Source organism: Hymenobacter telluris (genome assembly GCF_017313265.1).
GTDB classification, from domain to species: domain Bacteria; phylum Bacteroidota; class Bacteroidia; order Cytophagales; family Hymenobacteraceae; genus Hymenobacter; species Hymenobacter telluris.
Genome location: NZ_JAFLQZ010000016.1, coordinates 1 through 24,748, shown reverse-complemented (window position 1 = coordinate 24,748; position 24,748 = coordinate 1). Strand labels below are relative to the sequence as shown.

Below are 24,748 nucleotides of genomic sequence, written 5' to 3'. Positions count from 1 at the left end.
CTTGGTTAATCAACACAATGCCCCGCTTTACTTAGTGTAAAGCGGGGCATTGTGTTGATTAACGGCTTACCTGGACACTACATCCGCTCCGGCACCGGAATGCCTAACAAGCCCATGCTACTCTTAATGGCCCGCGCCGTTTGGGCCGACAGCGCCACCCGGAAGGCTTTCTTGGTGGCATCCGGCTCAATGAAAATCGGCACCTCGGTATAGAACCGGTTGTAGGCCTTAGCCACATCGTAAGCGTATTGCGCCACCAAAGCCGGCGACTGGGCCCGGGCGGCTTCGGCTACTACGGCAGCGTACCGGCCCAGTTCCTGAATCATTTCCTGCTCGGTGCTGTGTAGCTCCACTGAATTGGCAAGCGGGGCGCTGGGCTCAACGCCTTGCTCGGCCGCTTTGCGCAGGATGCTGGAAATCCGGGCGTGGCTGTACTGAATGAACGGCCCAGTGTGGCCTTCCAGGCTCACCGACTCCTCGGGGTTGAAGAGCATCCGCTTCTTGGGGTCCACTTTCAGCAGGTAGTATTTCAGCGCGCCCAAGCCCAGCATGTGGAATAGCTCGGCAGCCTCCTGCTCGGATAAACCTTCAATCTTACCTTTTTCCAGCGTGGCTTGCTTGGCGGCTTCCACCACCTCGCGCACTAGCTCGTCGGCGTCCACTACGGTGCCTTCCCGGCTCTTCATCTTGCCCGAAGGCAAATCTACCATGCCGTAGCTGAGGTGGTAGATGGCGTCGGCGTAAGGCTTGCCGAGCTTGGCCAGCACTGCCTTCAGCACCTGCATGTGGTAGTTCTGCTCGTCGGCAATGACGTAAACGGACAGGTCGTAATGGAAATCCTGGTACTTCAGCTCGGCCGTGCCCAGGTCTTGGGTGATGTACACGGAGGTACCGTCGGCGCGGAGCAGTAGCTTCTCATCGAGGCCCTCGGCTTGGAGGTCCACCCACACGGAGCCGTCGTCCTTCTTGAAAAACACGCCTTTTTGCAGGCCCTCTTCCACCCGCTCTTTGCCCAGCAAGTAGGTTTGCGACTCGTAGTAGTACTTGTCGAAATCAACACCGATGGACTTGTAGGTTTCATCGAAGCCTTCGTACACCCAGCCGTTCATCTGCTTCCAGAGGTTTACCACCTCTTCGTCGTTGGCTTCCCACTTAAGCAGCATGTCCTGGGCTTCCAGCATCAGGGGGGCCTTGCGCTTGGCTACGTCGGCGGCTACGCCTTCGGCCTCAAGCTGCTTCACCTGCTCCCGGTAGTGCTTCTCGAACAGCACGTAGTACTTGCCAGCCAGGTGGTCACCTTTGATGCCAGCACTCTGCGGCGTTTCGCCGTTGCCGTACTGCTGGTACGCCAGCATCGACTTGCAGATGTGGATACCCCGGTCGTTAACCAGGTTGGCTTTGGTGACGGTGGCGCCGGTGGCTTTCAGGATTTCGGCCACCGAGTAACCGAGGAAGTTGTTGCGCAAATGGCCCAGGTGCAATGGCTTGTTGGTATTCGGCGACGAATACTCCACTACCACGTTCTGCGGGCCGCCGGTGGCCACGGGCGCGCCGGCCGGCAGCTGCCGCAGTTGCTCGAACACCTTCAGCCACTCCGCATCAGCAATTTCCAGGTTCAGGAAGCCCTTCACCACGTTGAAGCCTTTCACGGCGGGCTCGTTGGCCACCAGCCACTCCCCCACCGCCTGCCCGATTTGCTCGGGGCCTTTGCCCAGGGTTTTGGTGAACGGAAACGTAACCAGCGTAAACGAGCCGGCAAAGTCCTTGCGGGTGGGCTGCAATACCAGTTGGGCGGCGGGCACCTCAGCGCCGAATACGTTTTGAATAGCCGCGCCCAGCGCAGTTTTGAGAGTATTTTCGAGTTGTTGCACGGAAAAGCAAGGTGTAGCAGCGGCACGGCCCCTACGTTGCGGCAAACGAGGCGGCGTAAACCAGCACCGGCGCTACAAGCAGTAGCAGAAGCCGCTACCGGTTTCTACTACTACAAAGGTAGAAAGGCTGGGGAGAACCACGGGAGGAAGTTAGGGACGATAGAATTACCACCTTCCTCTCCTTCACTGGCATACTGGAAGGAGAAGCGTACAACCCGAAACTAAACCAGTTACAATCAGAACTGACCCTCTACCGCCCGGCGGCCTCGCCGCGGGGGTGGCGGGCCGTTACCTCTTCCAGCCGCAACCGGCGCTCAATGGCTTCGGTGGCTTTTTCCAGGATATTGAAGGCGTTGTGGGCCATGGTGTTTTCGTGGTCGAGGGTGGGGTTGATTTCGCCCATCTCGAAGCACACTACCCGCTCATTTTCCAGCAAATCCTGGCACAGGTTCTCCCCTTCCGACAGGTACAACCCATCGGCGACGGGCGTGCCGGTGCCGCGGCTAAAGCTGGCATCGAGGCTGTCTACGTCGAAGGAAATGTACACGATGTCGCAGAAGCGCAGGTGCTCGTAAATTTCACGGGAAAGCTGGCGGGAGCCTTTTTCCTTGATTTCGGGCAGGCGAATCCAGCGGATGCCCAGGCGCTCAATCAGCGCGTCTTCTTCGGGCTCGGTGTCGCGCACGGCTACGTACACGAGGTGCTCGGGGAGCAGGCGCGGGCCGGGCACACTCAGGTTTTTGAGGCGCTGCCAGAAAAACTCGGTTTCCTGGTCGGGCTGCTGGCGCTGGCACTCGCGGTTGTCTACGCCCAGGGAGGCGGCCAGCGGCATGCCGTGCACGTTGCCGGAGGGCGTGGTGTACGGCGAGTGAATATCGGCGTGGGCATCAATCCAGATAACGCCCAGGGTTTTGTGGGGGTAGGCCGCCTTGATGCCGGCAATGGTGGCGTTGGCGCTGCTGTGGTCGGCGGATAGCACCAGCGGAAACTCCCCGAAGCGCAACGTCTGCTCGACGGCGCTGGCTACGGCCCGCTGCACCGTATAAATCGAGTCGATGTGGCGGGCGCAGGGGAAGTGGTTGGGCTCGAAGAGCACGTGGTTCAGGTCGGGCACCACCACGGAGTTGAATCGGCGGAAGTAGTCGCCGCCCTTGTTGAGGCAGGCCACTTTCAGGGCATCAATGCCCATACTGGCGCCTCGGGTACCGGCTCCAAGTTCGGAGCGCACTTCCAGCAACTTGATACGTCGCATATTACATTGGCAGAAAAGAGGTTAGGTGGGTTAGATGCTTGCCGATTGAGGGGGTGGGTTCCCACTCAGGCTTGACGCGCCCGGACCTTCCGGCGCAACCAACGAACATAGCACAACCAAAACTCCCCAAGGGAGTATCTTTGCGGACGCAATTTAGTGCTTAGTTATTAGTGCTTGGTGCTTAGAGTGGAGCTTACTCTTCGGTACAGGCCCAGCCAGACTGCTACGCCATTTGTGTTCTTTTTCTTCCGTTTCCTTTCACCCTAAACACTAGGCACCAAGCACTAGGCACTAGGCACTACTACATGGACACCTACCACGACCTGATTAAGCAGACTTTCGACTTTCCCAGCCAGGAGTTTACCGTCGAGCAAAACGAGCTGCGCTTCCACGACATCGACCTGATGGCCCTGGTGGAGAAGCACGGCACGCCGCTGCGGCTGGCGTACCTACCCAAAATCAGCACCCAGATTCAGCGGGCCAAGCAGTGGTTCAAGGAAGGCATCGAGCAAATCGGCTACAAGGGCCGCTATTCCTACGCCTATTGCACCAAGGCGTCGCACTTCAGCTTTGTGGTGGAAGAAGCCCTCAAAAACGACGTGCACATCGAAACCTCGTCGTGGTTTGATATGAGCATTATCCGGGCCATGCACGCCAAAGGCAAGGTTTCCAAGGATACGTTCATCATCTGCAACGGCTTCAAAACCGCGGAATACAAGCAGGAAATTACCGCCCTCATCAACGACGGCTTCGTGAACTGCATGCCCATTCTCGACTCGCCGAATGAGGTGCAGTACTACCACGACAACGTGCAGGAGAAGTGCAACGTGGGCATGCGCTTGGCGTCCGATGAAGAGCCACGCTTCCAGTTCTACACCTCGCGCCTGGGTATTCGCTACGCCGATGCCATTCCGCTGTATCAGGAGCGCATCAAGAACGACCCGCGCTTCGAGCTGACGATGCTGCACTACTTCATCAACACGGGCATTAAGGACACCTCATATTACTGGTCGGAGCTGAGCCGGTTTGTGCACAAGTACTGTGAGCTGCGCAAGGTGTGCCCTACCCTCACCACCATCGACATTGGCGGCGGCCTGCCCATCCAAACCTCCATCCAGCCCGAGTACGACTACCCGTACATGATTGCCGAGGTGCTGCGTACTATTCAGCGCATTTGTGGGGAAGAAGGCGTACCAGAGCCGGATATTTTCACCGAGTTCGGCATTTTCACGGTGGGTGAATCGGGCGCAACCATCTACTCGATTCTGGATGAGAAGCTTCAGAACGACAAGGAGTTGTGGTACATGATTGACGGTTCATTTATCACCAACCTGCCTGATACCTGGGCCCTGAACCAGCGCTTTATCCTGCTGGCCCTCAACGGCTGGAACAAGCAGTATAAGCGCTGCCAGCTCGGCGGCCTCACCTGCGATTCACAGGATTATTATAATGCTGAAAAGCACATATACCAGGTGTTCCTGCCGGAGCGCAAACCCGCCGACACCGAGCCGCTGTACGTGGGCTTTTTCCATACCGGTGCCTATCAGGAAAGCCTGAGCGGCTACGGTGGCATCAAGCACTGCCTGATTCCGGCTCCCAAGCTGGTTATCCTGGACCGGGACGAAGAGGGCAACCTCACCGACCGGGTGTTTGCCGAAAAGCAGGACAGCGCCTCCATGATGCGCATTCTGGGTTACCAATAAATGATATTACTGGTTTTCCGGCGGGCGGCCTTGGTTGGCCCGCTGGAAAATCCTATTTTTGAGGATATAACTAATCCCCAAAAACAGCTCAACTACTTGATGATGAAAAAGCTACTTCTCCTGGCTTCGGTGGCCGTACTAGGTTTGAGTGCATGCAATAAAACGGTTTGCCCGGCTTATTCAAGCACTAAAGCATCTCACCGGGTTTCTTCGCCGGTTACGGCCTCTACGGCTTCTGCTTCGGTAGCGCGGCAGTAAGCAGGAACGGCTTTTTTTGGCTTTGTCCTCCCTTGAGGTCAGCTTTTATCTGCGGATAGAAGCTGACCTCTCTTTTTGTTGCGTATTTTCTGTGGCATTACAGATGACTAGAATAATTTTAACTCCAACGCTGCGTTATCTTCCGGAATGTGTTAATTTCGAATACACTGCCTAAAACCAGAAAACCTAAAATTGCATTTTTATATGAAACGAACTTTGCTTTTCGTTGCATTGGCCGTTGTAGGGCTTAGCTCGTGCAAAACCCAGTGCCCTGCCTACAGCAGCACCAAACCGGCTACTCACGTGGCCTCTCCCATCACGGCCAGCACCTCTGAATCGGCGGCAGCACGCCAGTAATCCGTCTGCATTTTCTCGATACGCAGAAAGCCGGCCCTTCACCAAGAGGCCGGCTTTCTGCGTATTGGCTCGGCTAAAGCGCGCTTAATTGGTAGTGGTAGGTGCGGGATGCGCGGCCTGTAAAATCAGCTGCACGGCGGCGGACAAATCGGCTACGCGGGGCTGGTACTCAGTAGTTTCCTCCTCTCCCACCAAAATACTGCGCACCCCAACTTTGTGACCGGCCTGCATGTCGCGGTACCGGTCACCGACCATCCAGCACTGGGCGGGGTCGAGGTGGAAGCGGGCCAGCCCCTTCTCCAGCATCAGCGAATCGGGCTTGCGCGACAAGGATTCCGACACGCTGGGATGGCCCGGCGCGAAGTAGAATGCATCAATCAGGTTGCCGCAGGCGGCTTGCAGCTTGGCGTGGCAGGCCTGCACATCGAGTGGGGTGTATAGGCCCTTGGCAATACCCGCCTGGTTGGTTACAACTATCAGGTAATAGCCCGCTTGCTTGAGCTGGGCCAGGCTTTGCGGCACGCCTTCCAGCACCACAAACTGGTTGGGGTCCCACACATAATGCCCAATTTCCTGGTTGAGTACCCCGTCGCGGTCTAGGAAAACGGCTTTGTTGGTAGCAGGCATACGCGGAGGCTGGTAAGCGAAGTAAGAAGTGGGGCAGAGTGCGCAAAATTGCGGTTTTTGCGGGAGTTGACGGCGCGGGGGCTTGGAATTATAAATTTCCATGACCTTTGCGCCCGCAAGTGGTTATCTACTGCATAGCTCCTTTTTCTTCGCTTCGTTACTTACTCCACGGTATGACCATTGCTATTCTGGGTGGCGGTATTTCTGGCCTTACGCTGGCTTGGCAGTTGCAAAAAGCCGGCGTTGCGTACGACCTGTTTGAAGCCAAAACCACGCCCGGCGGCTGCCTGCGCTCCGTGTCGCACCCCGATGGCTACCTCGTTGAAACCGGCCCCAACTCCTTGCAACTGAGCGACGAGCTGCTGGAACTGATAACGGAATTGGGGTTAACCGAAGACATTCAGGAGGCCGCCGCTGTTAGCAAAAACCGCTACGTGCTGCGCAATGGGCGCTACCAGCAGCTTCCTGGTACGCCACCTGCTTTGCTTACTAATAGTTTTTTCAGTTGGAAAGCCAAGTTCAATATCCTGCGGGAGTTGCGCCGCCCGGCCGCGCCGCTCAACCCCACCGAAACGGTGGATGCCTTCTTCCGCCGCCGCTTCGGCTCCGAGCTAGTTGACTACGCCGTTAATCCGTTCATCTCGGGCATCTATGCCGGCGACCCGGCGCAGCTTCTCATTCACAAGACCTTTAGCAAGGTGGCGGCCTTGGAGCAGCAGTACGGCTCGGTGCTGCGTGGGCTAGCTAAAACCGGCGGTGGGGCCGGCCGCCGCCGCATCATTTCGCTGCAAGGCGGCATTCAAAGGCTAACGGATACGCTGGCTGCCAGGCTTACCCACCGCCACGTAGGCCGGCGGGTACTGGCGCTGCACCGCACCGCCAAGGGTGGCTACCAGGTGCAAACGTCAGCGGGTAGCAACGGGGGCTTCTCGTACGACGCTGTAGTGCTGGCCCTACCAACGTTTGCAGCGGCGCCCTTGCTGGCCCCGCTTTTCCCGGAAGCTGCCGCCGCTTTGGCCGCTGTGCACTACCCGCCTATGGCCGCCGTGTACACCGCCTACCGCCGCGCCGATGTCGGTCACCCACTCGATGGATTTGGGGCGCTGCACCCCAAAGTGGAGCAGCCCTACGCGGCCGGCAGCATCTGGACCAGCTCTATCTTCCCGAACCGCGTGCCCGATGGGCAGGTGCTGTTCACCACGTTTGTGGGCGGTGTGCAGTATGAAGCCAATGCCCGGCAGCCGGAAACCGCCCAGAAAGCCGCCGTGCACCAGGAGCTAAGCCGGCTGTACGACATCAAAGCCGCGCAGCCGCTGTGGCAGTACCGCTACCTCTGGGACAAAGCCATTCCGCAGTACGACCAGCACATTGTGGCCGCACATGCTACCACCGATGCCCTTCAGGCCGAAGGCATCTGGAGTGCCGCCAACTGGCGCGGCGGCGTGGGCGTACCCGACTGTATCCGCCACGCCCGGCACGTAGCCGAACAACTGATTCGTGGGCCTGAGTTAGAGTTATAGTAGGTAAAGACACCGTCATTCCGGCTTGCCGAGGAATGACGGTGTCTTTACCTACTACTTACTTGGCTTTGCGGATGTAAATGTTGCCGTGTAAGGTCTTCATCATGATTTCGGCGCCACCGCCGTTGATTTTTCCGTAAGTCCACTCGTCGATACTCACGCGCTGCATTCCCCCTTCGTTGATGCGGGCTACTTTGGTCGGGCTTTTCTCCGTTACCAAATCGAAGTCGGAGTAAACTTCGCCGTAGTCTGATTTCAACTTTAATGCGGCTTTGGCACTACTCGGTAGCGTGACATCAACCTGGCCGTTCACCGTGGAAAAGGCCATCGGTGCCCCGGCCGTTACGGTTTTGAACGTGGCTTTTATCGGGCCATTCACGGTGTTGGCCACGGCCGAGCCCGATACGTCGTTCAGTTGGATGGCCCCATTCACGTTGCTGACTTCCAGCTCACCCGACACGTTTTCGACCGTAATATTGCCGTTTTGCACCGTGCCAATCTGCAACGAAAACCGCTGCGGCACCTTAATCACCAAGTCGATGGGATTCTTCCAGGATGAGGTTTTGATGGAAACCTGATTGTTGGCTTCGTCGGCGGTAAGGTCGAAGCTGTTGCTGGTGTCGATGCGCTTCATGCCGGCGGCGTTGGCGGGTACCGGGCGGGCTGCGGCTTGCCGGCCGGCGCGGGCTGTGGCATCAATCACCACGTCTTTACCGCTGTAGCCAACCACCGTAATCGAGCCGCCTACCAGTTTCACGCTCACCAAACCGGGTTTGCCGGGGTTGCTGAGCGCCACTACCAGCTGCTCTTTGGGTGCCTGTGCCGAAGCCGGCTCGTAGATACCCACTACCAACGCCAAGCCAATGCTGCCTGCTACGTGGTGCAGGACGGAAAATCGAGAAGAGAAACTGTTCATTTGGGTTGCTGTTTGATGGTTACGCTGCCATTGATGGTTTCGAAGCGGAAGTCTTTACCGCCTTTACCAAGCCGCACAACCGTATTCTTGGTGATTTTGTATTGGGTGCCGCTGCCGGCATTTTGCTTGTTCTGCGTGACTTGCACGGGCAGGATTTCCGCGTTGGGAAAGTCGGTGTACAGCTCGCCGTGCATGCTTTTGAAGTGCACATCCGCCGCCAAATCCGCTGGGTAGCTCACCTTGATTTGGCCGTTGATGGTGTTGTAGGACGACGGGCCGGGCGGATTGGCCGCGTACGTGGCTTCCAGGTTGCCGTTAATAGTACGGGCGGTGGTGGTGCCTTTCACGTTGCGGAGCGTCACGGCCCCGTTGATGTTGTAGGCGTTCAGCGTGCCCGTTACGTCCTGCACCAGCACCGCGCCGTTGTTGATGGTCGATACGTGCAGGTTCATCTGGTAAGGCACTTTCACCACGTAGTTGAACGAGTACCGGTACTTGATATCCTTGTGCCCGGTGTTGCGGTTATGGTTCGGCCGCGAATCGTAGGGGCCTTTCATGTACACCACCACGCTGTCGTTGCGCTGGTAGAAATCCACTTGCGCTTCCTGCTTGCCTACTGCCAGGGTTTGCGCGTCAGCAGCCCGGATGGTTTTCGTGACTTCCACCACCACTTTGTTGCCGGAGTAGCCCTGCACGCTTATTGCGCCGTCGATGTTGTACACGGCCAGGGTGTTGCGGCTGGCATCAGTGGCTAGCGTGAATTCCTTGTTGATTTGCTCGGTGGCTTCCTGTTGTTGGGCCTGAGCCTGGCAGCTAGATAATAGTACCAGCAGTCCGATTTGGCTGGGCAGGATACAGCGTTTCATGGTAGGAAGGTTGAGGTGAAGACGAGGTGGCGGGCTGCCCGTTCGACAAGGATTTGAGGCTTTCTTCGATTTTGCTTTTCACGGCCGAGTTCAGGTCGGGCTGGGCGAGCAGGCGGCGTAACGGCTGCACCGAGAGTTTCTCCTGCAACTGCACCATCACATCGGCCAGCGCCGACTGCACCAGCGGCGACTCCTGCTGCGGCAGCGCCTGCACCAGCCCCAGCCGCACGGCCGGGTCTTGCGCCAGTTGGGCCAGGGCTTCGAGGGTAGCCAAGCGCACATTCACGTTTTCGTCGTGGTTGAGGGTGCTCAGCAAGGCTTCTACCACCCGGGCATTGGCGCTGCTTAGCTCTTTGGTGTAGCTCACGGCCCGCAGCCGCTCCGTTGCTGAGGGGTTTTCGATGAGCGTGAGCAGCATCACCTGTTGCATGTGCTCTACCTGCTTGCTCAGAGCGGCCAGTTGCTCTTGGTCGGGTTTGGCGGGGGCGTTGCGGTTATTCAGCCACCACCCCGCGGCCAGCCCCACCCCTATCAAGCACACACTGTACGCCAACCGAACTACCGGCTGTGGCACGGCCAGCGCCTGCAACCAGCGCCATACGCCAGCTAATGAGGATGTTGGCGTAGCGGCCACTTCTTCCTTGTAGGCCGCCAGCATGGAATAGAATGCCGGCCGTACGTTTTCGCTCGGCTCGGGTGTGGACACCCCACTTAGCAACTGCCACATCTGCTGCATGGCGGCCAGTTCTTCCTGGCACGCCGGGCAATGCGCCAAATGGGCCTTTAGCGCTGCCTGTTCAGCGGCCGGTAGCTGCTGATTCACGTAGTCGGGGAGTTTGTCCTGGGCTTGTTGGCACGTCATATCATTCAGTTTTCAATTCGCAGATAGGTGGTTTTCAGCTCGTTCATGGCGCGGTGCACCCGTACTTTCACGGCGCCTTCGGTGGTGTTCAGCACCCGGGCTATTTCCTCGTACTTCATTTCCTGGAAGCGGCTTAGCACCAGTACCTCGCGGTATTCGGGGCTGAGCCGGGCCAAGGCGCGGTGCAGAGTGGCCGCTTCCTGCTCCTTTTGCAGGCCTTCGTCGGCGTGGGTGCCGCCGCTCAGTCTTTCGGCAAAGGCGGCTACATCGGTGTGGCGGGTGGCGTGGCGGTTCTTCTTGGCGTGGTCAGCTAGCACGTTGCGGGCCAGGTGGTACATCCACGCCCGAAACTCGCCCTCCCCGGTGTAGGTGTGCCGGTACTTGAGCATGCGGTAAAACACGTTCTGCACCAAATCCTCGCTGACGGCGGCACTGCCCAGCATGTGGTACAGAAAGCCGTACAGCTTGCGGTGATGCCGCTCGAACAGCAAACCCATTCGGTCCAGCTCCCCGGCCTTTACCCGGAGCATAAGCGCGTTATCTGATAGCGAGTCCAACCGGATAGAGCTGAGTTTTTGTGGTATTTGCTGGTGGACACCGTCCCCGCGCCGGAAGGTTACAGCACGGTTGCATTATTTTTTCAAGCCACCTGCAAGCAGCGCATATTATGTGGTATCCCAACGCTAACAAGCAGCCTCAGCCGGTATTTAACGTTCTTGGAAACCAGGCAACTTTTGCGGCACTTGGCGCTGTTGAAATATGCGCTTGCTAGCTGCCCTTGGGCTGCAACCACCACTGTAGCAGAAAGCATCTTGCCAAGAACAGCCGCTGGAACAGAGGCATTTTCTTCTATAGTTCTCTGAGGCTCCGAGGGGTATACACAGCTCAACTGTACTACGCGCTGTAAAGTCTGCTTACTGATGTGTTCGTACTCGTATCTAACTTATATCTTTGGCTTATGAATGAGGGGCTCGTCCTGATACCAACCTACAATGAGCGAGAAAATGCGGAGCTGATTATCCGTAAGGTCTTCTCGTTGCCGAAGGCGTTCAACGTGCTCATCATTGATGATGGCTCGCCGGACGGCACGGCCGGTATTGTGCGCGCCCTGATGACGGAGTTTCCGGGCCGGCTGTTTCTGGAAGAGCGCAAAGGCAAGCTGGGGTTGGGTACGGCCTACATTCACGGGTTTAAGTGGGCGTTGGCGCACGGCTATCAGTACGTTTTCGAGATGGACGCCGACTTCTCGCACAACCCCGACGACCTGGTGAAGCTTTATGATGCCTGCGCCCATCAGGGCTACGACCTGGCTATTGGTTCGCGCTACATTCAGGGCGTAAACGTGGTCAACTGGCCCATGGACCGGGTGCTGATGTCGTGGTTTGCCTCGGCTTACGTGCGCTTCATTACCAGCATGCCCATCATGGATGCCACCGCCGGCTTCAAGTGCTACACGGCCCGCGTGCTGCGCACCATCCCCCTCGACCAGATTCGGTTTGTGGGCTATGCCTTCCAGATTGAGATGAAGTGGCTGGCCTACAAGTATGGTTTCCGCATCAAGGAAGTGCCCATCATTTTCACCGACCGTACCCGCGGCACTTCCAAAATGAGCAAAGGCATCTTCCAGGAAGCCTTCTTCGGTGTTATCAAGATGCGCATCTATAGCTGGTTCCGCCGCTTCGACCGGGTGGAGCCCGCCGCCCCATTAGCTACTACCGTGGCAACTTCTACCACCGAAACCCGGTAAATTCGTAGTATTGAGAGGCCCGGCTAGCGGGTGACTTACCAAGGGTATCAAGTCGCTACTACATGGAAAACACGCCTCTCTTTTGGGTTGGGTTCAATGCCTTCGTGCTGGCCATGCTGCTGCTCGATTTGCTGGTGTTCAACCGGAAAGCGCACGTAGTGAAAATGCGCGAGGCCCTGGGTTGGAGTGTGTTCTGGATTACGCTCTCGTTGGGGTTCAACTACCTGGTGTACCGCACCATGGGCCGGCAGGCGGGCCTGGAGTTCCTCACCGGCTACCTCATCGAGAAGTCGTTGAGCGTCGACAACCTATTTGTCTTCCTGCTGATTTTCAGCTATTTCCGGGTTCCACCCCAGTACCAGCACAAGATTCTGTTCTGGGGGATTCTGGGCGCGCTGGTGTTGCGGGCAATTTTTATTCTGGTGGGCGCGGCCTTGCTGGCCAAGTTCAGCTTCCTGCTGTATGTGCTCGGGGCGTTTCTGATATACACGGGCATCAAGATGGCGCTTAGCGCCGGGGAGCCCGAAATTGACCCCGATTCCAACCCGGTAGTGAAGTTTCTGAGCCGCCATTTGCCCATCACCAGCCAACTGCACGAGGGCAAATTCTTCGTCCGCAAAGACGGGCTGCTGTTCGCTACGCCGCTACTGGTGGTGCTGGTAATGGTGGAAACCACCGATGTGGTGTTTGCCGTCGATTCCATCCCCGCCATCCTGGCCGTCTCGCGCGACACGTTTATTGTGTACACCTCCAACGTATTTGCGCTGCTGGGGCTACGGGCACTGTATTTTGCGCTGGAAGGCCTGATGCGGCTGTTCCACTATCTGCACTACGGCCTCTCGCTCATCCTCGTCTTTATTGGGGGCAAGCTGCTGCTTTCCGAAGTGGTGCATTTGTCTATGGGCATATCATTGGGGGTGGTGGGCGTTATTCTGGCACTGTCCATTACGGCTTCGTTGCTGTTCCCGAAGCAGGCCGAAACGCCAGCGTAACCTCTTCTTCATCGGTTGTAAACCTGGCGGCCGTAGCTTTGCGGCAGCGTATTATAGGGTAGTAGGTAGTTGGATTTAGGTTGGATGCTATTCTCAAGATGCCATTTCATCCAACTACCAACTATCTGAAAACGCGTCCTCACCTATTCCTTTGCATGAAAGCATTTATTTTCGACCTCAACGGCACCATGATCCACGATATGGAATACCATACGCGGGCCTGGCAGCACGTACTCAACCACGATTTGGGCGGCAATTTTTCCTGGGACGAAATCAAGCCCCAGATGTACGGCAAAAACCAGGAACTGCTGGTGCGCATGTTCGGGGCCGACCGGTTCACGGCAGCGGAAATGGATACGCTGTCGGTGGAAAAGGAAAAGCGCTACCAAGCCGAGTTTCTGCCGCATCTGGCGCTGCTGCCGGGCCTGGCCGAGTTTCTGGAGCGGGCCCATCAGCGGGGTATTGCTATGGCCATTGGGTCGGCAGCCATTCCCTTCAACATTAACTTCGTGCTCGACAACCTGAATATTCGGCACTATTTTCAGCAAATCGTGAGTGCCGACGACGTAACGCTGAGCAAGCCGCACCCCGAAACCTTCCTGAAAGCCGCCGCCCAGCTCGGCGCTGAGCCCAGTGAGTGCCTCGTGTTCGAGGATGTGCCCAAAGGTGCTGAGGCCGCCAACAACGCCGGTATGCAGGCCGTAGTACTCACCACCACCCACGAAGCGCACGAGTTTACTCACCTGCCAAACGTGCTGCACTTCGCCCCCGACTTCAACGACGAATTTATAAAGTCGCTGCTGTAGGCTTGCATTTTCTTAATACGGCTAGGAAAACCAACGGCCCGCAAACTACCTAGGTAGCTTGCGGGCCGTTGGTTTTCCTAGCAAATGGTTGGTTATGGCTTGGGCGCTGGCGTAGGTGGACCACCGCCTTGCTCGGCCGGAATATTGGTGTTCACGCCGGCATCCGGAGCCGCGTTGCCTCCCAGCAAATCAATCAGATTCAATGGCTCGAATTGTGTGGAATCAGTTGTTGTAACGCGCACCGTGTCGCGCACGGCCCGGAAAATAGAACTGTGGGCCCGGCCGGGGAAGCTCAACGAGTAGTCGACACTGGCGTAATCGTTCTGCGAAATCAGGCCTTTGCTGGCCATGAGCTTGGCAATCAGGCGGTGAAAATACCGGGCGCTGCTGCGCATTTCGCCGTACTGGTTGAATGAGCGTTGGAAATACTTGGGCCGCGGGATGATGCTGGCCAAATACAAGCTCTCCGACAGGTTGAGGTTGGCAGGCTGCTTATTGAAGTAAAACTCCGAGGCCTCACTGGCGCCATACACCTTGGGGCCCCATTCAATGATGTTCAAATACACTTCAAACATGCGCTGTTTGGAAACGATGCGGGTGTTTTCCAGCAGCCACACAATCAGGGCCTCTTCTATTTTGCGGGTTACCGTTTTCTGGCGGGTCAGGAATACGTTTTTCACTAGCTGCATAGAAATGGTGCTGCCACCCCGTGCAAACCGCTTCTCCTTGATGTTCTGAATGGCCGATTTCACAAAGGCCTTCTCCATGAACCCTTTATGCGTCAGGAAACGTGGGTCCTCAGCCGTCATAATGGCCGCCTTGAGGTAGTTCGACACCTCGTCGTACGACACAAACTCGGGGTTGGAAGCACCCACCGCGAAGGTTTTGATGGAGTCGCCTTTGTCGTTGTAGGCCGTGTACAGGAAATCCTCGTTCAGCTTGTTCAGGTCTTCGGCGCCCATTTTGGTGATGCGGAAGTTCTTCGGCGTCAGGCCCGATGAGAATTGCAGGCTGTCGAGCTGGTTCATATCCAGGTCGAGGTGCATCTTGTATTTGAGCGTGCCTTCGCCCTGCATGCCTTCCAAGGTGTTGAACATGCCTTCGGGCAACGCCGCGAAAAACGTGTTGGCCGGCGTTTCTGCTGATACAATATCCGCTTTCACTTGCAAGCCGGCCAACGTTTCGCGGCGGTTGCGCAGGCCGTTCAGCATCTTACCCACCACCCGCTGGTTGAGCGGCAGCTTCCGCACGCTCATCACCGGAAAGAACGCCATGCGGTTCAAAGTCACTTTCGTGCCCTCATCCAGCGCGGCAAAGGCTTGCCCCAGTCGGGCCACAAACTCGATACCGCCGCGCGGGAAGCGCACATCCCGGTCGGAGAGTTTGGGGTGATTCACAATGAAGTTGGCCGCCGACGCCGTGCCGCGCACTGTTAGCTCATCATCGGCTAGGTCCTTATCGGTGAGGCTGAAACGCAACGTATCAAACTGCACCCGCGCACCGTAGCGCCGCAGCACGTAGGGCAGCGCAACCGGCCGCCGGTCCAAGCCAAACACCTCGGCGTTCAGGGCGTAGTCACCGGGCTCGATGTGGCCTTGTACGCCCACCTTGTTCACCACCGAATCGACGGTAGCCGTTAGCTGGCCTTCAATATCACCGTCTTCAATAGCCAGCCGGGGCATTACAATGCGGGCCTGGTGGCGCGGGCTGTCATAGGTAACCAGGAAATTGCGGAAATCTGCCTCACCGGGTACATTATCGAAGCTGGCTTCCAGCAGTTGGTTCACCAGCAACCCATAGTTGGTGCCGTTGGTGGTATCCCGTGGCGTGGCAGTGGGCGTAGCGCCTTTCTTTTTGTAGAGAAACGAGTAGTTATCGGCGCGGTTGGTTTTGCGGGCCGTGAGTTGCGCATCACTGATTTCCAGGTTGCTGAACACCGGCCGGCCGGCAAACAACGACCGGACACTCAACGAAACCGTCATCAGGCGGGCCTGAAGCAGCGTGTCGGTGGGCTGGGCGGTGGGCACGAGGCTCATGCCGTCAATCTGCACTGTGTTCAGGTCGGTGAAATGGGCCTTGCCCAACGTCAGCGCCACGGGGTATTTGCGTTCCACTTTCGCTTTCACCTGGGCCAGGGCATACGTTAGCAGGGCTTGGCGCTTGAGCAGAAACACCGTGAGGCCCACCGCCAGCAGCGCCGCCAGAATACCCAGACCAATACCTATTTTTTTCTTTGTTGCTGGAGTCACGCGAACAAGCAGAGTGAAGGAAGTCGTGGCGGGGCTAGGCCAGATTCGTGCCAACCAGCCACCGCCTGCTGTACAAAGGTAACGAAAAAGGTTGCCCCCGTTCAGGCTGCGCGTGCCCTTTCGTTACCTTTGGGCGTCTAGGCCAACTCCTTCTCCGCATGTCAACTGCTGCCGATTACGCTCAACTCACGCCTCTAACCGCCGTTTCGCCTCTTGATGGCCGCTACCGCCGCCAGACCACCCCTCTCGCACCGTACTTCTCGGAGCTAGCCCTGATTCGGTACCGGGTGCTGGTGGAAGTGGAATACTTTATTGCGCTCTGCGAAGTGCCGCTGCCCCAGCTGCAAGGCGTTGATACCAGCTTATTCCCTAAGCTGCGTGCCATCTACACCGAGTTTTCGGTGGCCGATGCCGAAGCCGTGAAAGCCCACGAGCAGGTAACCAACCACGATGTGAAAGCCGTGGAATACTTCCTGCGGGACCGGTTCACGGCGCTAGGCCTGGGCTCTTGCTTGGAGTTCATCCACTTCGGGCTGACTTCGCAGGATATCAACAACACCGCTATTCCGCTGAGCCTCCAGCACGCCCTCCTGCATACGTTGCTGCCCGCCTACGCCCAGGTGCGCAACCAGCTGGCCGAGCGCGCCACCGAGTGGGCCGCCGTTCCGATGCTGGCCCGTACCCACGGCCAGCCGGCCTCCCCTACTCGGCTGGGCAAGGAAATTCAGGTGTTTGTAGCCCGCCTCGATGCCCAGGTAACCTTGCTGGGGCAGGTACCGTTTGCGGCCAAGTTTGGGGGGGCTACCGGCAACTTCAATGCTCACCACGTAGCTTATCCCCAACTCGACTGGCACCAGTTTGCCCAGCAATTTGTGGAAGGCAAATTGGGTTTGAGCCGCAGCTTCCCCACCACCCAAATCGAGCACTACGACCACCTGGCGGCTCTCTGCGACAACCTGAAACGGCTCAATACCATCCTCACCGACCTAGCCCGCGACGTGTGGCAGTACATTGCGGTGGGCTATTTCCGCCAGACCATTAAGGCCGGTGAAGTAGGCTCGTCAGCCATGCCGCACAAGGTGAACCCCATCGACTTCGAAAATGCGGAAGGCAACCTGGGCCTAGCCAACGCCGTGCTGGAACACCTGTCGGCCAAGCTGCCCATCAGCCGCCTCCAGCGCGACCTGACCGACTCCACTGTACTGCGCAACCTAGGTGTGCCGCTGGGCCACACGCTTATTGCTCTTACCTCGCTCCAACGCGGCCTCAACAAACTTGCCCTCGACGAAGACGCGTTGCGCCGCGACTTGGAAGCTAATTGGCCGGTGGTAGCCGAAGCCATCCAGACTATTCTGCGCCGCGAGAATTATCCTGACCCATATAATGCGCTGAAAGCCTTAACCCGCACTGGTTCGGCTATTTCGGAGGCAACTATCCGCGAGTTTGTAGAAACGCTGGAAGTAAGTGAGGCCGTGAAGACCGAACTACGGGCTATTTCTCCTTCAAACTATGTAGGAGTGTAAAACATCATTACTGAAACAAAAAGCAGTGCAAGGCGTAAGTCTGCACTGCTTTTTGTTTTATACTAATCACCCGAACGTTTATATATTATATAAATTATACCTTATGTTCAAATACCAGCAGTTTCAATCTTTCCTGGCTAGTACAGCTTATTTTATGGTAGAATAATTACAAGATAGATATATTGTCTATTTGTATAAATAGGTGAATCTTTGGCATACTGAACCTCGCTCCTCTACCACCTACTTGCATGTCGTACGCTGATATCTTCGATACAGACGGATTTGAACATCTAAACCAGCCAAGCGCCCCTCTCGCCCAACTGTTACCAGCCACGCAATTCACGGATCTGCCTATTTGGTCGCCAGTGTACAAAAGCGAGAAACTACCTGCCGTACAACTAGCTACTGGGGTATCAATGGGTACCTCGTCTGTGCCTCAGTTGCTGCCCTAGCAACTACCATCTGCAACATCGGCTGGGGTGTTTATCTTCGCGGTTCCTAACTGCGTTTGTATGTCCAACCTATCCGGCGTTACTGTCCGGCCCGACTGCCGTCATTTCCGCGGCGACTTGCCCTGCCGTCCCAATAAAGAAAGCGGCTACGTTTGCCAGAACTGCCCCGTATATGCCCCAGTACAGAAGCGGGTGCTGCTTATTAAGCTTGGGGCAATTGGCGACGTAATTCGGACCACGCCGCTGTTGCGCCGGTTGCGCCAGGAGTATCCGGGCTGCTACATCACTTGGCTGACGCTTACGCCGGCTATTTTGCCGCAAGCTGAAGTCGATGAAATTCTGAAGTTTGACTTCGCCAGCGCCATGCAGCTCATGGCCCGGCAGTTCGACATTGCCATCAACCTTGATAAAGAGAAAGAAGCCTGCGCGCTGCTGCTGAAAGTGGATGCCAAACACCGTTTCGGCTACACCCTGCGCGAGTACGATGGTGTGGCGTGGCCCCACAACGAGCAGGCCCACCATAAGTTTCTAACGGGCATCTTCGACCAGCTTAGTCTGCAAAACCAGAAGCCCTACGTGCAGGAGATTTTCGAGCTGTGCGGCTTCGAGTTCCGGGGTGAGGAGTACGTCTTCGACAATCACGAAAACAAGGGTTACCGCTGGGACACCTTGCCACAAGGCAAACCCCGCATCGGTCTGAACACCGGCTGCGGCGACCGGTGGACGACGCGGCTGTGGTCAGATGAAAAGTGGGTCACGCTGATTACCCAGCTCCAACAAGCCGGCTATGCGCCCGTATTGCTAGGCGGCACCGCCGAGGCCGAGCGTAACCAGCGCCTGCATGCCGCTACTGGTGCGGCGTATCCGGGCACGTTCCCGCTGGAGCAGTTCATCAACCTGATGCATCAGATGGATGGCATCGTGACGCAGGTGACGATGGCTATGCACATCAGCATTGCGCTGGCCAAGCCTACCATCTTGATGAACAATATCTTCAACCCCCACGAGTTTGACCTGTATGGCCGTGGCCAGCTCGTGCAGCCCGACCGGCCGTGCGTTTGCTTTTACCGCGGTACTTGCAAGCTGGGCACCAGCTGCATGGAGGAACTGCCCGCTGAAAAGGTGTTTGCCGCCGTGCAAACCAGCGTGCCGCTTCTGGCCTGACGGTCAGGCAGCTACTTCCTTCAACGCCTTCACCATTTCGCTCCACGAGAATTCCTTTTTGCGGGCCCACACACCGGCGGTGAATTCCACTTCGCGCTGGTGCTCATAGAAATCCACCAGCGCATTGGCAATGGCCTGGGCCGTGGGCTTCACTACGTAACCCACCTCCCCATCTGGAATCAGTTCGGCGAGGCCTCCGACATCGGTTACTAGCATGGGGCGCTCGAAGTGGTAGGCAATTTGGGAAACGCCGCTTTGGGTGGCATTTTTGTAGGGCTGCACCACCATATCAGCCGCGCAAAAATAATCTACCACCTGCTCGTTTGGAATGAAGTCGGTGGCACGTACAAGGCGGCTTTCCAGCTTGTGCTGCTGAATCAGAGCCTCATAAGGAGCCGCATCTTCGTAATACTCTCCCGCAATAATGAGCTTTACTGGCAACGCCGCCAACCGAGCATCAGCAAAAGCTTCTAGCAGAATGTCGAGGCCTTTATACGCCCTAATAAATCCGAAGAACAGTAAATAGCTGTAGTTAGGATCCAGTTGCAAGGCCTGCAACGCTTCTGGCTTAGACTTTAATGGCCCGAAGTTGTCATAGAGCGGATGTGGTTTGTACTGAGCCGGCTGCTTGAAGTGCAGGCGCCGCAAATCGGCTAGCACCGAGCGGCTCATAGTCACAAAGCCATGACAGGCCGCCAGAAAATACCGCGTGAACGGCCGGTCGCCGGGCCGTTTCTCATGCGGTATTACGTTGTCGGTAATAGCTACTATGCGGGTATGGCGGTTGCTACGGATGCGGCGGGCAATGCTACCCAGCGCAGGCCCCATAAATGGCAGCCAAAACCGAAATACCACCAGGTCGGGCTTCTCACGCCGTAGCTTGTTGCCCACTTGCCACCAAGTCCAAGGATTCACTGAATTAATGCTAACATCAATCGTTAAATCCGTTGGTCCTGTTTCGGTGCTGAACTGGGTCTGGCCAGGAAATAGGAACCCTGGATACTGCAACGAAAACGTAACCAGCTTTACTTCGTCACCGGCTTCGCGGAATGCCCGCGCCAGCCGTTCGTTGTAAGTTGCTAGCCCGCCCCGCAGCGGATACGCCGGCCCGATGATAACAACGCGCATAGGTGATTTTAAGCGTTAAAAACCAACACACAACTGGTTGTAGTACGGCGGTAATTGTGCACAGTCTAGCTTTAGTTAACTCTTTCCCGCACTAGATAGTCGTTGCGGTTCGGGCCATTGAGTTGAATCAGTTCGGCCAGAAACCCCGTCAGGAACAACATAGCTCCTAGTACCACCGCTACCAAGGCCAGGAAAAACAAGGGCTGGTCTGTCACGTCGCGCGCTTTCAGATTATTGAAGGCCAGATACACCTTCTCCCCCACCAGCCACAGCGTAATCAGCATTCCCAGCACGAACGACAACGTGCCCATAGTGCCAAAGAAGTGCATAGGCCGCCGCCGAAACCGGCTCACGAACGTAATGCTCATTAAATCCAGGAACCCATACACGAACCGCTCCAGCCCAAATTTCGTGACGCCGTATTTGCGCTCCTGGTGTTGCACCACCTTCTCGCCTATCTTCCGGAACCCCGACCATTTGGCAATTACCGGAATGTAGCGGTGCATCTCGCCATACACCTCGATGCTTTTGACTACCCGCTGGTCGTATGATTTCAGGCCGCAGTTGAAATCGTGGAGTTGGATACCCGAAATCCAACGGGTTACACCGTTGAATAGCTTAGTAGGAATGGTCTTCGAGAGTGGATCGTAACGCTTCTGTTTCCAGCCGCTTACCAAGTCGAAACCACCTTCCGTTATCATGCGGTACAGCTCTGGCAGCTCTTCCGGCGAGTCCTGCAAGTCGGCATCCATGGTGCATACCACCCGGCCAACCGTTTCCCGAAAGCCAACGTTCAGCGCCGCCGATTTCCCATAATTGCGGTTGAAACGAATGCCGCGCAGGTTTTTGTTGGTTTCGGCTAGCTCTCCAATTACGTCCCAGGAGTCGTCCGTCGAACCGTCGTCAATCAGAAGCACCTCATACGTCAGCCCATGCTCCACCAACACCCGATTAATCCAGCGTGTCAGTTCCGGTAAGGATTCGGCTTCATTGAGCAACGGAATTACGATAGACAGCTCAACCGGAAATGGATGCGAAAGGCGCTTACTCAAACTCGGGACGGGAATTTTTAGTGAAAGCAGAAACAACTAACGAGATGAGAAAACCCATAAGCAAAGCGCCCAAAATAGGGAATATCATAGAAATAGGACCAGTAGTGAACTTCTCCGACCAAGCCATAGCCTGATCAATCTGTGCATCTGGCATTCCCTTTTCTTCCATCCGGCTCCGGGTTAGCTCCATAACGCGAGCCATATAGCTAGGGTCAATGAAAGTGAAGTATATATACGTAAACACTCCGCCAATAATGCCTGAAACAGCCGACACGATTGTGCCAATGGCTAGTCCTTGTCCATAAGCCATGAACCCTTGGTTTTGCTGCTTAAAGTGCTTGTGAGCTAATACAATGCCTCCAATCAGAATAATTACACTCAACCAACGCAAGGGCGTTTCTGGGTCTTCAATAAACGTTAATTGAAGAAAGGAGAAGATGACGGATACCAGCCCTAGCAACAGACCATAGCGAATACCGACTGAAGAAGTAGTAACGGGAGTAGCAGGTGTTTCCATTGTTTTCTAATAAGGTTGAGACGGGAAATTGAAGATGCAATATCTATTATTTCCTTATTTCCGCAGAAATATCCCCCCCGGAATGCTTAGCAATACCCCCACTAACAGCTTCCGCATATAATCATCAGCCGCTAAGCCCTGAGCAGAAAACGCCAGGCCACGGTACGTTTGTTCGTACTGCTGGCGTCCGTTTTTTTCTTTCAAAAACATCGGGCGACTCTGCTTCAACAACTGGCGCATTTCTGTTAAATGCCGCGCTATGGGGTCAGGGCCAGTAATACGCGCAAAAGCATAAACGCTACCTGCCGATACTACAGCTGCAAAAAGCGCAATTAGCAACCCAGTTCCTACAGATTTCAGAATTCCGGGACCCTCTGGTTTGAAATGGCGCCGTAGCTGCCACTGGCCCAATAGCACCGCAATGGGTGGCGCAAAAATGGCCATCAGCCGCTTGGGACCATACGGGTTACTGCCGCTCAGATAGAGCCCTATCACCCAGATGGCACATAAAACTCCCGCCCCAACTCCAAAAAGCAATGCCGTACGCAAAACAGGTTTAGCCGGCGAAACAGATTCTTCCACTATATCTGACATGATGAGCCAGCAAGATACAATGACTTATGCTACCTACTCGTGCCTAAGCAGCAATTGGAGTCTGTTGCTGCGCTTTCTGTTGGCGCATGAAGCGCAGCACGAGCACTTCAGCAAGCAAGCTAGCTAGTGCGGCCCACAGGCAGTAATACCACAAAGGCTTACCAACTCGCTCTGCTTTGTATTTCGCCGCTACTGACTCGCCATTAGCTCCATCGTACACCTGCACGTTTGGTTGATTTGGGCCAACAAGCTGGCGTAGCTCTTCGGCAGAATAAGTAGCTAGTTCCGACTCGCGCTTGTCGAAGTTGAAAGCCAGAGTAGCTACTGTTTTTCCGTTCAAAGAAAGAGTATAGAAACCTGGCTCACGCATCGCCACAGGTACATCAAAGCGCAAAATTCCGGCTTGCAGCCGCTGGCTCGGAATAAACGTGGTGCTATCCTTAGAAAGTTTGAATACTTGTTCGCCTCCGCTCTGTATAGCTTCAGCGACATTTGCAGCTATAGTACCTTGGTTGAGTCGGTAAGCAGGTTGCTGCTCGCGCCTATAGCTTTGCATAGCCAAACGGTACATTACAGGCACAAACAAGGCATGTTGCGTGAAATCAGTGTACTCAGTACTAAAGGGAGCAGCAAATAGGTATACTCTGCCTGGTCCGCTGGAAAACGCTCCCAGAAAACCTTCTCCGTCACGCATCTGCACGATGTTCGCATCAGAGCGCGACCAGCGTATTACCGGGCTTGCCTTCGGCATAACGGGCTGTCGGTTCTGACTCCCAAACACATCTTTAAAAAAAGGATTCTGTGCCGTAGGTACTGCAACATCTCGCAACACTGGCGCCAAACCTGCAGGCTCCCATTGTATCGGACCAACTCCTAAGTCTTCAAACAACTGATTATACGAAGACCGACTTGTTAATACTGACGGTGGCACGATTACCAACGATGCACCTCGCTTCGCCACACGCACCAAACTCTCACGCAAACCAGTTTCGATACGAGCCTGACCTTCAACAATAACTATATCACTGCTTTCTAGCGTGCGGTAATCAGCATTCGAAGCTTTTGCAGAATTATATGCAAATAAAGGCTCGTTAGCATACAATTGCCTCATTATATCAGCGCCTCCTGTAGTACCAGCAATATCAAGTACTTTAATTTTCGGAGAAGGCTGAAGCGCGAAGTAGAAGCTATTATCGAAGGTGACAGGAAAATCATTCAATTCCACTCTGCATTCAGATAGTCGCTCTCCTTCTAGGCGTAACTGTACGGTAGTTGTTGCAACCCCTCCAACAGGCACATCTGTTCTGAAAGCTGCAGCCTGACGATCCCCTACAAACAGTTTTACTTGGCAGTTATCAACCTCAACATTCCCGCCATTGCGAAGCCTAATATGCAACTTGATATTAGTATTACTTCTTATGAAAGCATCATCAAGCCACACACTATCTACAAAAACATTTTTTTTGTCTGCTGTGCCAACCGGCACTAAAAACACCTGTTTACCGGAATCTATAGAGGCAATTTTTTTTGCAGAAAAGTCATTCTTCTGAAAATCTGAAAAGACAAATACCTGTTCCGGCTTCACAGCACTTATCCGATTAAGCAAGCCACCTACACCATCAGCCTCACCCGATATACTTAGCTTATCTAATTCTAATCTATAAGCACTTGTTGTTCGAGGCTGTATAGAACTATTAAGTAAAGAAAAAGCAGTGTTGGTTGAATAAGCGTTAGGAAGCTCTTGGGCCTGCTTAATACTTTGTTCAAACCCATTAGGCTGGCTATTACGGTTACTCGCCTGCATGCTTGGGGTTGCATCAACAAATACTCCAACTGATGTTTGAGCTTGTGCATTTTGAATTGGCGCAGGTATATAGGGCTGTACAAAAATCAGCACCAGAAAAGTAATAAAGCTAATACGCGCTAAGAGTACCAACAGGTGTTTCAACTTACGTTGCCGAGCACTGATCAGCTTCACTTCACGAATGAACCCAATGTTAGTAAACAATATTCGTTTAGGACGCCGTAATTCAAACAGATGAATAGCAATTGGAATAGCTATTGAAACTAAACCCAACAGAAACCAAGGATAAGTAAGCGCCATATTAGCTAGAGAAGTGTATAAATGTAAACACAATCTTTTCTAGAAAATTGCTTCGCCATCCGATTTCCCAGCTATGCTAACAGCAAACCTATCTTGGCCAGCGGGCCGGTGGTCTAGAAACAGCAACGCCCCTCAACGGCAGGGCCGGAGGGGCGTTGGCAAAACAGTAAGGTTGGCGGCGACCGACT

General features: G+C 55.3%; 20 protein-coding genes. 7 read left to right on the top strand and 13 right to left on the bottom strand.

Annotated elements, in window-relative coordinates:
• Positions 1 to 77: 77 nt before the first annotated feature.
• Complete coding sequence (argS, locus tag J0X19_RS19045; RefSeq protein WP_206986018.1) at positions 78 to 1,871, bottom strand: arginine--tRNA ligase; 1,794 nt, start codon at positions 1,869 to 1,871, stop codon at positions 78 to 80.
• A gap of 250 nt (positions 1,872 to 2,121) precedes the next feature.
• A complete protein-coding gene (locus J0X19_RS19040) occupies positions 2,122 to 3,123 on the bottom strand; it encodes an arginase (RefSeq protein WP_206986017.1) in 1,002 nt (333 codons plus the stop codon).
• Between the two features lie 305 nt (positions 3,124 to 3,428).
• Between J0X19_RS19040 and J0X19_RS19035 the strand changes: the two genes are divergently transcribed.
• Positions 3,429 to 4,826 (top strand): type III PLP-dependent enzyme domain-containing protein, encoded by a 1,398-nt coding sequence (locus J0X19_RS19035; protein ID WP_206986016.1) that lies wholly within the window; start codon positions 3,429 to 3,431, stop codon positions 4,824 to 4,826.
• A 699-nt stretch (positions 4,827 to 5,525) separates the two neighbouring features.
• Here J0X19_RS19035 and J0X19_RS19030 read toward each other — a convergent pair.
• Entirely contained in the window at positions 5,526 to 6,068 is a 543-nt protein-coding gene (locus J0X19_RS19030) for a D-glycero-alpha-D-manno-heptose-1,7-bisphosphate 7-phosphatase (protein WP_206986015.1), read from the bottom strand.
• A gap of 173 nt (positions 6,069 to 6,241) precedes the next feature.
• Between J0X19_RS19030 and hemG the strand changes: the two genes are divergently transcribed.
• Positions 6,242 to 7,588 (top strand): protoporphyrinogen oxidase, encoded by a 1,347-nt coding sequence (gene hemG / locus J0X19_RS19025; protein WP_206986014.1) that lies wholly within the window; start codon positions 6,242 to 6,244, stop codon positions 7,586 to 7,588.
• Between the two features lie 58 nt (positions 7,589 to 7,646).
• Here the strand turns inward: hemG and J0X19_RS19020 are convergent, their stop codons facing one another.
• Genes J0X19_RS19020 through J0X19_RS19005 form a run of 4 tightly spaced genes read right to left on the bottom strand, consistent with a single transcriptional unit; the run spans position 7,647 to position 10,762 of the window.
• Entirely contained in the window at positions 7,647 to 8,504 is an 858-nt protein-coding gene (locus J0X19_RS19020) for a DUF4097 family beta strand repeat-containing protein (protein WP_206986013.1), read from the bottom strand.
• The gene (locus tag J0X19_RS19015) at positions 8,501 to 9,370 is read right to left on the bottom strand and encodes a DUF4097 family beta strand repeat-containing protein (protein ID WP_206986012.1); all 870 of its coding nucleotides are present in this window, start codon (positions 9,368 to 9,370) and stop codon (positions 8,501 to 8,503) included. The genes J0X19_RS19020 and J0X19_RS19015 overlap by 4 nt, the downstream gene beginning before the upstream one ends.
• Positions 9,318 to 10,232, bottom strand: a complete 915-nt coding sequence (locus J0X19_RS19010; RefSeq protein WP_206986011.1) for a zf-HC2 domain-containing protein — start codon at positions 10,230 to 10,232, stop codon at positions 9,318 to 9,320. Before J0X19_RS19010 ends, J0X19_RS19015 begins: the two co-directional genes overlap by 53 nt.
• A 5-nt stretch (positions 10,233 to 10,237) precedes the next feature.
• Complete coding sequence (locus J0X19_RS19005) at positions 10,238 to 10,762, bottom strand: RNA polymerase sigma factor (protein WP_206986010.1); 525 nt, start codon at positions 10,760 to 10,762, stop codon at positions 10,238 to 10,240.
• Between the two features lie 428 nt (positions 10,763 to 11,190).
• On the opposite strand from J0X19_RS19005, the gene J0X19_RS19000 reads away from it, so the two are divergent.
• From J0X19_RS19000 to J0X19_RS18990, 3 genes are all read left to right on the top strand, one after another.
• On the top strand, positions 11,191 to 11,979 hold the full coding sequence (locus tag J0X19_RS19000; RefSeq protein WP_206986009.1) for a polyprenol monophosphomannose synthase: 789 nt from the start codon (positions 11,191 to 11,193) through the stop codon (positions 11,977 to 11,979).
• A gap of 62 nt (positions 11,980 to 12,041) precedes the next feature.
• Positions 12,042 to 12,971 (top strand): TerC family protein, encoded by a 930-nt coding sequence (locus J0X19_RS18995; RefSeq protein ID WP_206986008.1) that lies wholly within the window; start codon positions 12,042 to 12,044, stop codon positions 12,969 to 12,971.
• A gap of 155 nt (positions 12,972 to 13,126) precedes the next feature.
• Positions 13,127 to 13,777 carry an HAD family hydrolase gene (locus J0X19_RS18990; RefSeq protein WP_206986007.1) on the top strand — a complete coding sequence of 217 codons (651 nt, stop codon included), beginning with the start codon at positions 13,127 to 13,129 and terminating at the stop codon, positions 13,775 to 13,777.
• A gap of 92 nt (positions 13,778 to 13,869) precedes the next feature.
• Here the strand turns inward: J0X19_RS18990 and J0X19_RS25170 are convergent, their stop codons facing one another.
• Complete coding sequence (locus J0X19_RS25170) at positions 13,870 to 16,026, bottom strand: transglycosylase domain-containing protein (protein ID WP_206986006.1); 2,157 nt, start codon at positions 16,024 to 16,026, stop codon at positions 13,870 to 13,872.
• Between the two features lie 158 nt (positions 16,027 to 16,184).
• On the opposite strand from J0X19_RS25170, the gene purB reads away from it, so the two are divergent.
• Both purB and J0X19_RS18975 read left to right on the top strand, forming a co-directional pair.
• Positions 16,185 to 17,549 carry an adenylosuccinate lyase gene (gene purB / locus J0X19_RS18980; protein WP_206986005.1) on the top strand — a complete coding sequence of 455 codons (1,365 nt, stop codon included), beginning with the start codon at positions 16,185 to 16,187 and terminating at the stop codon, positions 17,547 to 17,549.
• A 512-nt stretch (positions 17,550 to 18,061) separates the two neighbouring features.
• The gene (locus tag J0X19_RS18975; RefSeq protein WP_206986004.1) at positions 18,062 to 19,165 is read left to right on the top strand and encodes a glycosyltransferase family 9 protein; all 1,104 of its coding nucleotides are present in this window, start codon (positions 18,062 to 18,064) and stop codon (positions 19,163 to 19,165) included.
• A 3-nt stretch (positions 19,166 to 19,168) separates the two neighbouring features.
• Here J0X19_RS18975 and J0X19_RS18970 read toward each other — a convergent pair whose 3' ends face one another.
• The 5 genes from J0X19_RS18970 to J0X19_RS18950 form a co-directional block, all read right to left on the bottom strand.
• A complete protein-coding gene (locus J0X19_RS18970) occupies positions 19,169 to 20,293 on the bottom strand; it encodes a glycosyltransferase (RefSeq protein ID WP_206986003.1) in 1,125 nt (374 codons plus the stop codon).
• Between the two features lie 71 nt (positions 20,294 to 20,364).
• Positions 20,365 to 21,345: a glycosyltransferase family 2 protein gene (locus tag J0X19_RS18965; protein ID WP_206986002.1), complete on the bottom strand. Its 981-nt coding sequence runs from the start codon at positions 21,343 to 21,345 to the stop codon at positions 20,365 to 20,367.
• Positions 21,338 to 21,862 carry a DUF4199 domain-containing protein gene (locus J0X19_RS18960; RefSeq protein ID WP_206986001.1) on the bottom strand — a complete coding sequence of 175 codons (525 nt, stop codon included), beginning with the start codon at positions 21,860 to 21,862 and terminating at the stop codon, positions 21,338 to 21,340. The genes J0X19_RS18965 and J0X19_RS18960 overlap by 8 nt, the downstream gene beginning before the upstream one ends.
• Before the next feature lie 54 nt (positions 21,863 to 21,916).
• The gene (locus J0X19_RS18955; RefSeq protein ID WP_206986000.1) at positions 21,917 to 22,456 is read right to left on the bottom strand and encodes a DUF4199 domain-containing protein; all 540 of its coding nucleotides are present in this window, start codon (positions 22,454 to 22,456) and stop codon (positions 21,917 to 21,919) included.
• 43 nt (positions 22,457 to 22,499) lie between these two features.
• Positions 22,500 to 24,560 carry a BatA domain-containing protein gene (locus J0X19_RS18950; RefSeq protein ID WP_206985999.1) on the bottom strand — a complete coding sequence of 687 codons (2,061 nt, stop codon included), beginning with the start codon at positions 24,558 to 24,560 and terminating at the stop codon, positions 22,500 to 22,502.
• Positions 24,561 to 24,748: the final 188 nt, after the last annotated feature.

Excerpts from the sequence above, each read along its gene's own strand:
- J0X19_RS19040 (WP_206986017.1), bottom strand. The coding sequence starts at position 3,123 with ATGCGACGTATCAAGTTGCTGGAAGTGCGCTCCGAACTTGGAGCCGGT.
- J0X19_RS19035 (WP_206986016.1), top strand. The coding sequence starts at position 3,429 with ATGGACACCTACCACGACCTGATTAAGCAGACTTTCGACTTTCCCAGC.
- J0X19_RS19030 (WP_206986015.1), bottom strand. The coding sequence starts at position 6,068 with ATGCCTGCTACCAACAAAGCCGTTTTCCTAGACCGCGACGGGGTACTC.
- hemG (WP_206986014.1), top strand. The coding sequence starts at position 6,242 with ATGACCATTGCTATTCTGGGTGGCGGTATTTCTGGCCTTACGCTGGCT.
- J0X19_RS19020 (WP_206986013.1), bottom strand. The coding sequence starts at position 8,504 with ATGAACAGTTTCTCTTCTCGATTTTCCGTCCTGCACCACGTAGCAGGC.
- J0X19_RS19015 (WP_206986012.1), bottom strand. The coding sequence starts at position 9,370 with ATGAAACGCTGTATCCTGCCCAGCCAAATCGGACTGCTGGTACTATTA.
- J0X19_RS19010 (WP_206986011.1), bottom strand. The coding sequence starts at position 10,232 with ATGACGTGCCAACAAGCCCAGGACAAACTCCCCGACTACGTGAATCAG.
- J0X19_RS19005 (WP_206986010.1), bottom strand. The coding sequence starts at position 10,762 with ATGCTCCGGGTAAAGGCCGGGGAGCTGGACCGAATGGGTTTGCTGTTC.
- J0X19_RS19000 (WP_206986009.1), top strand. The coding sequence starts at position 11,191 with ATGAATGAGGGGCTCGTCCTGATACCAACCTACAATGAGCGAGAAAAT.
- J0X19_RS18995 (WP_206986008.1), top strand. The coding sequence starts at position 12,042 with ATGGAAAACACGCCTCTCTTTTGGGTTGGGTTCAATGCCTTCGTGCTG.
- J0X19_RS18990 (WP_206986007.1), top strand. The coding sequence starts at position 13,127 with ATGAAAGCATTTATTTTCGACCTCAACGGCACCATGATCCACGATATG.
- purB (WP_206986005.1), top strand. The coding sequence starts at position 16,185 with ATGTCAACTGCTGCCGATTACGCTCAACTCACGCCTCTAACCGCCGTT.
- J0X19_RS18975 (WP_206986004.1), top strand. The coding sequence starts at position 18,062 with ATGTCCAACCTATCCGGCGTTACTGTCCGGCCCGACTGCCGTCATTTC.
- J0X19_RS18970 (WP_206986003.1), bottom strand. The coding sequence starts at position 20,293 with ATGCGCGTTGTTATCATCGGGCCGGCGTATCCGCTGCGGGGCGGGCTA.
- J0X19_RS18960 (WP_206986001.1), bottom strand. The coding sequence starts at position 21,862 with ATGGAAACACCTGCTACTCCCGTTACTACTTCTTCAGTCGGTATTCGC.
- J0X19_RS18955 (WP_206986000.1), bottom strand. The coding sequence starts at position 22,456 with ATGTCAGATATAGTGGAAGAATCTGTTTCGCCGGCTAAACCTGTTTTG.
- J0X19_RS18950 (WP_206985999.1), bottom strand. The coding sequence starts at position 24,560 with ATGGCGCTTACTTATCCTTGGTTTCTGTTGGGTTTAGTTTCAATAGCT.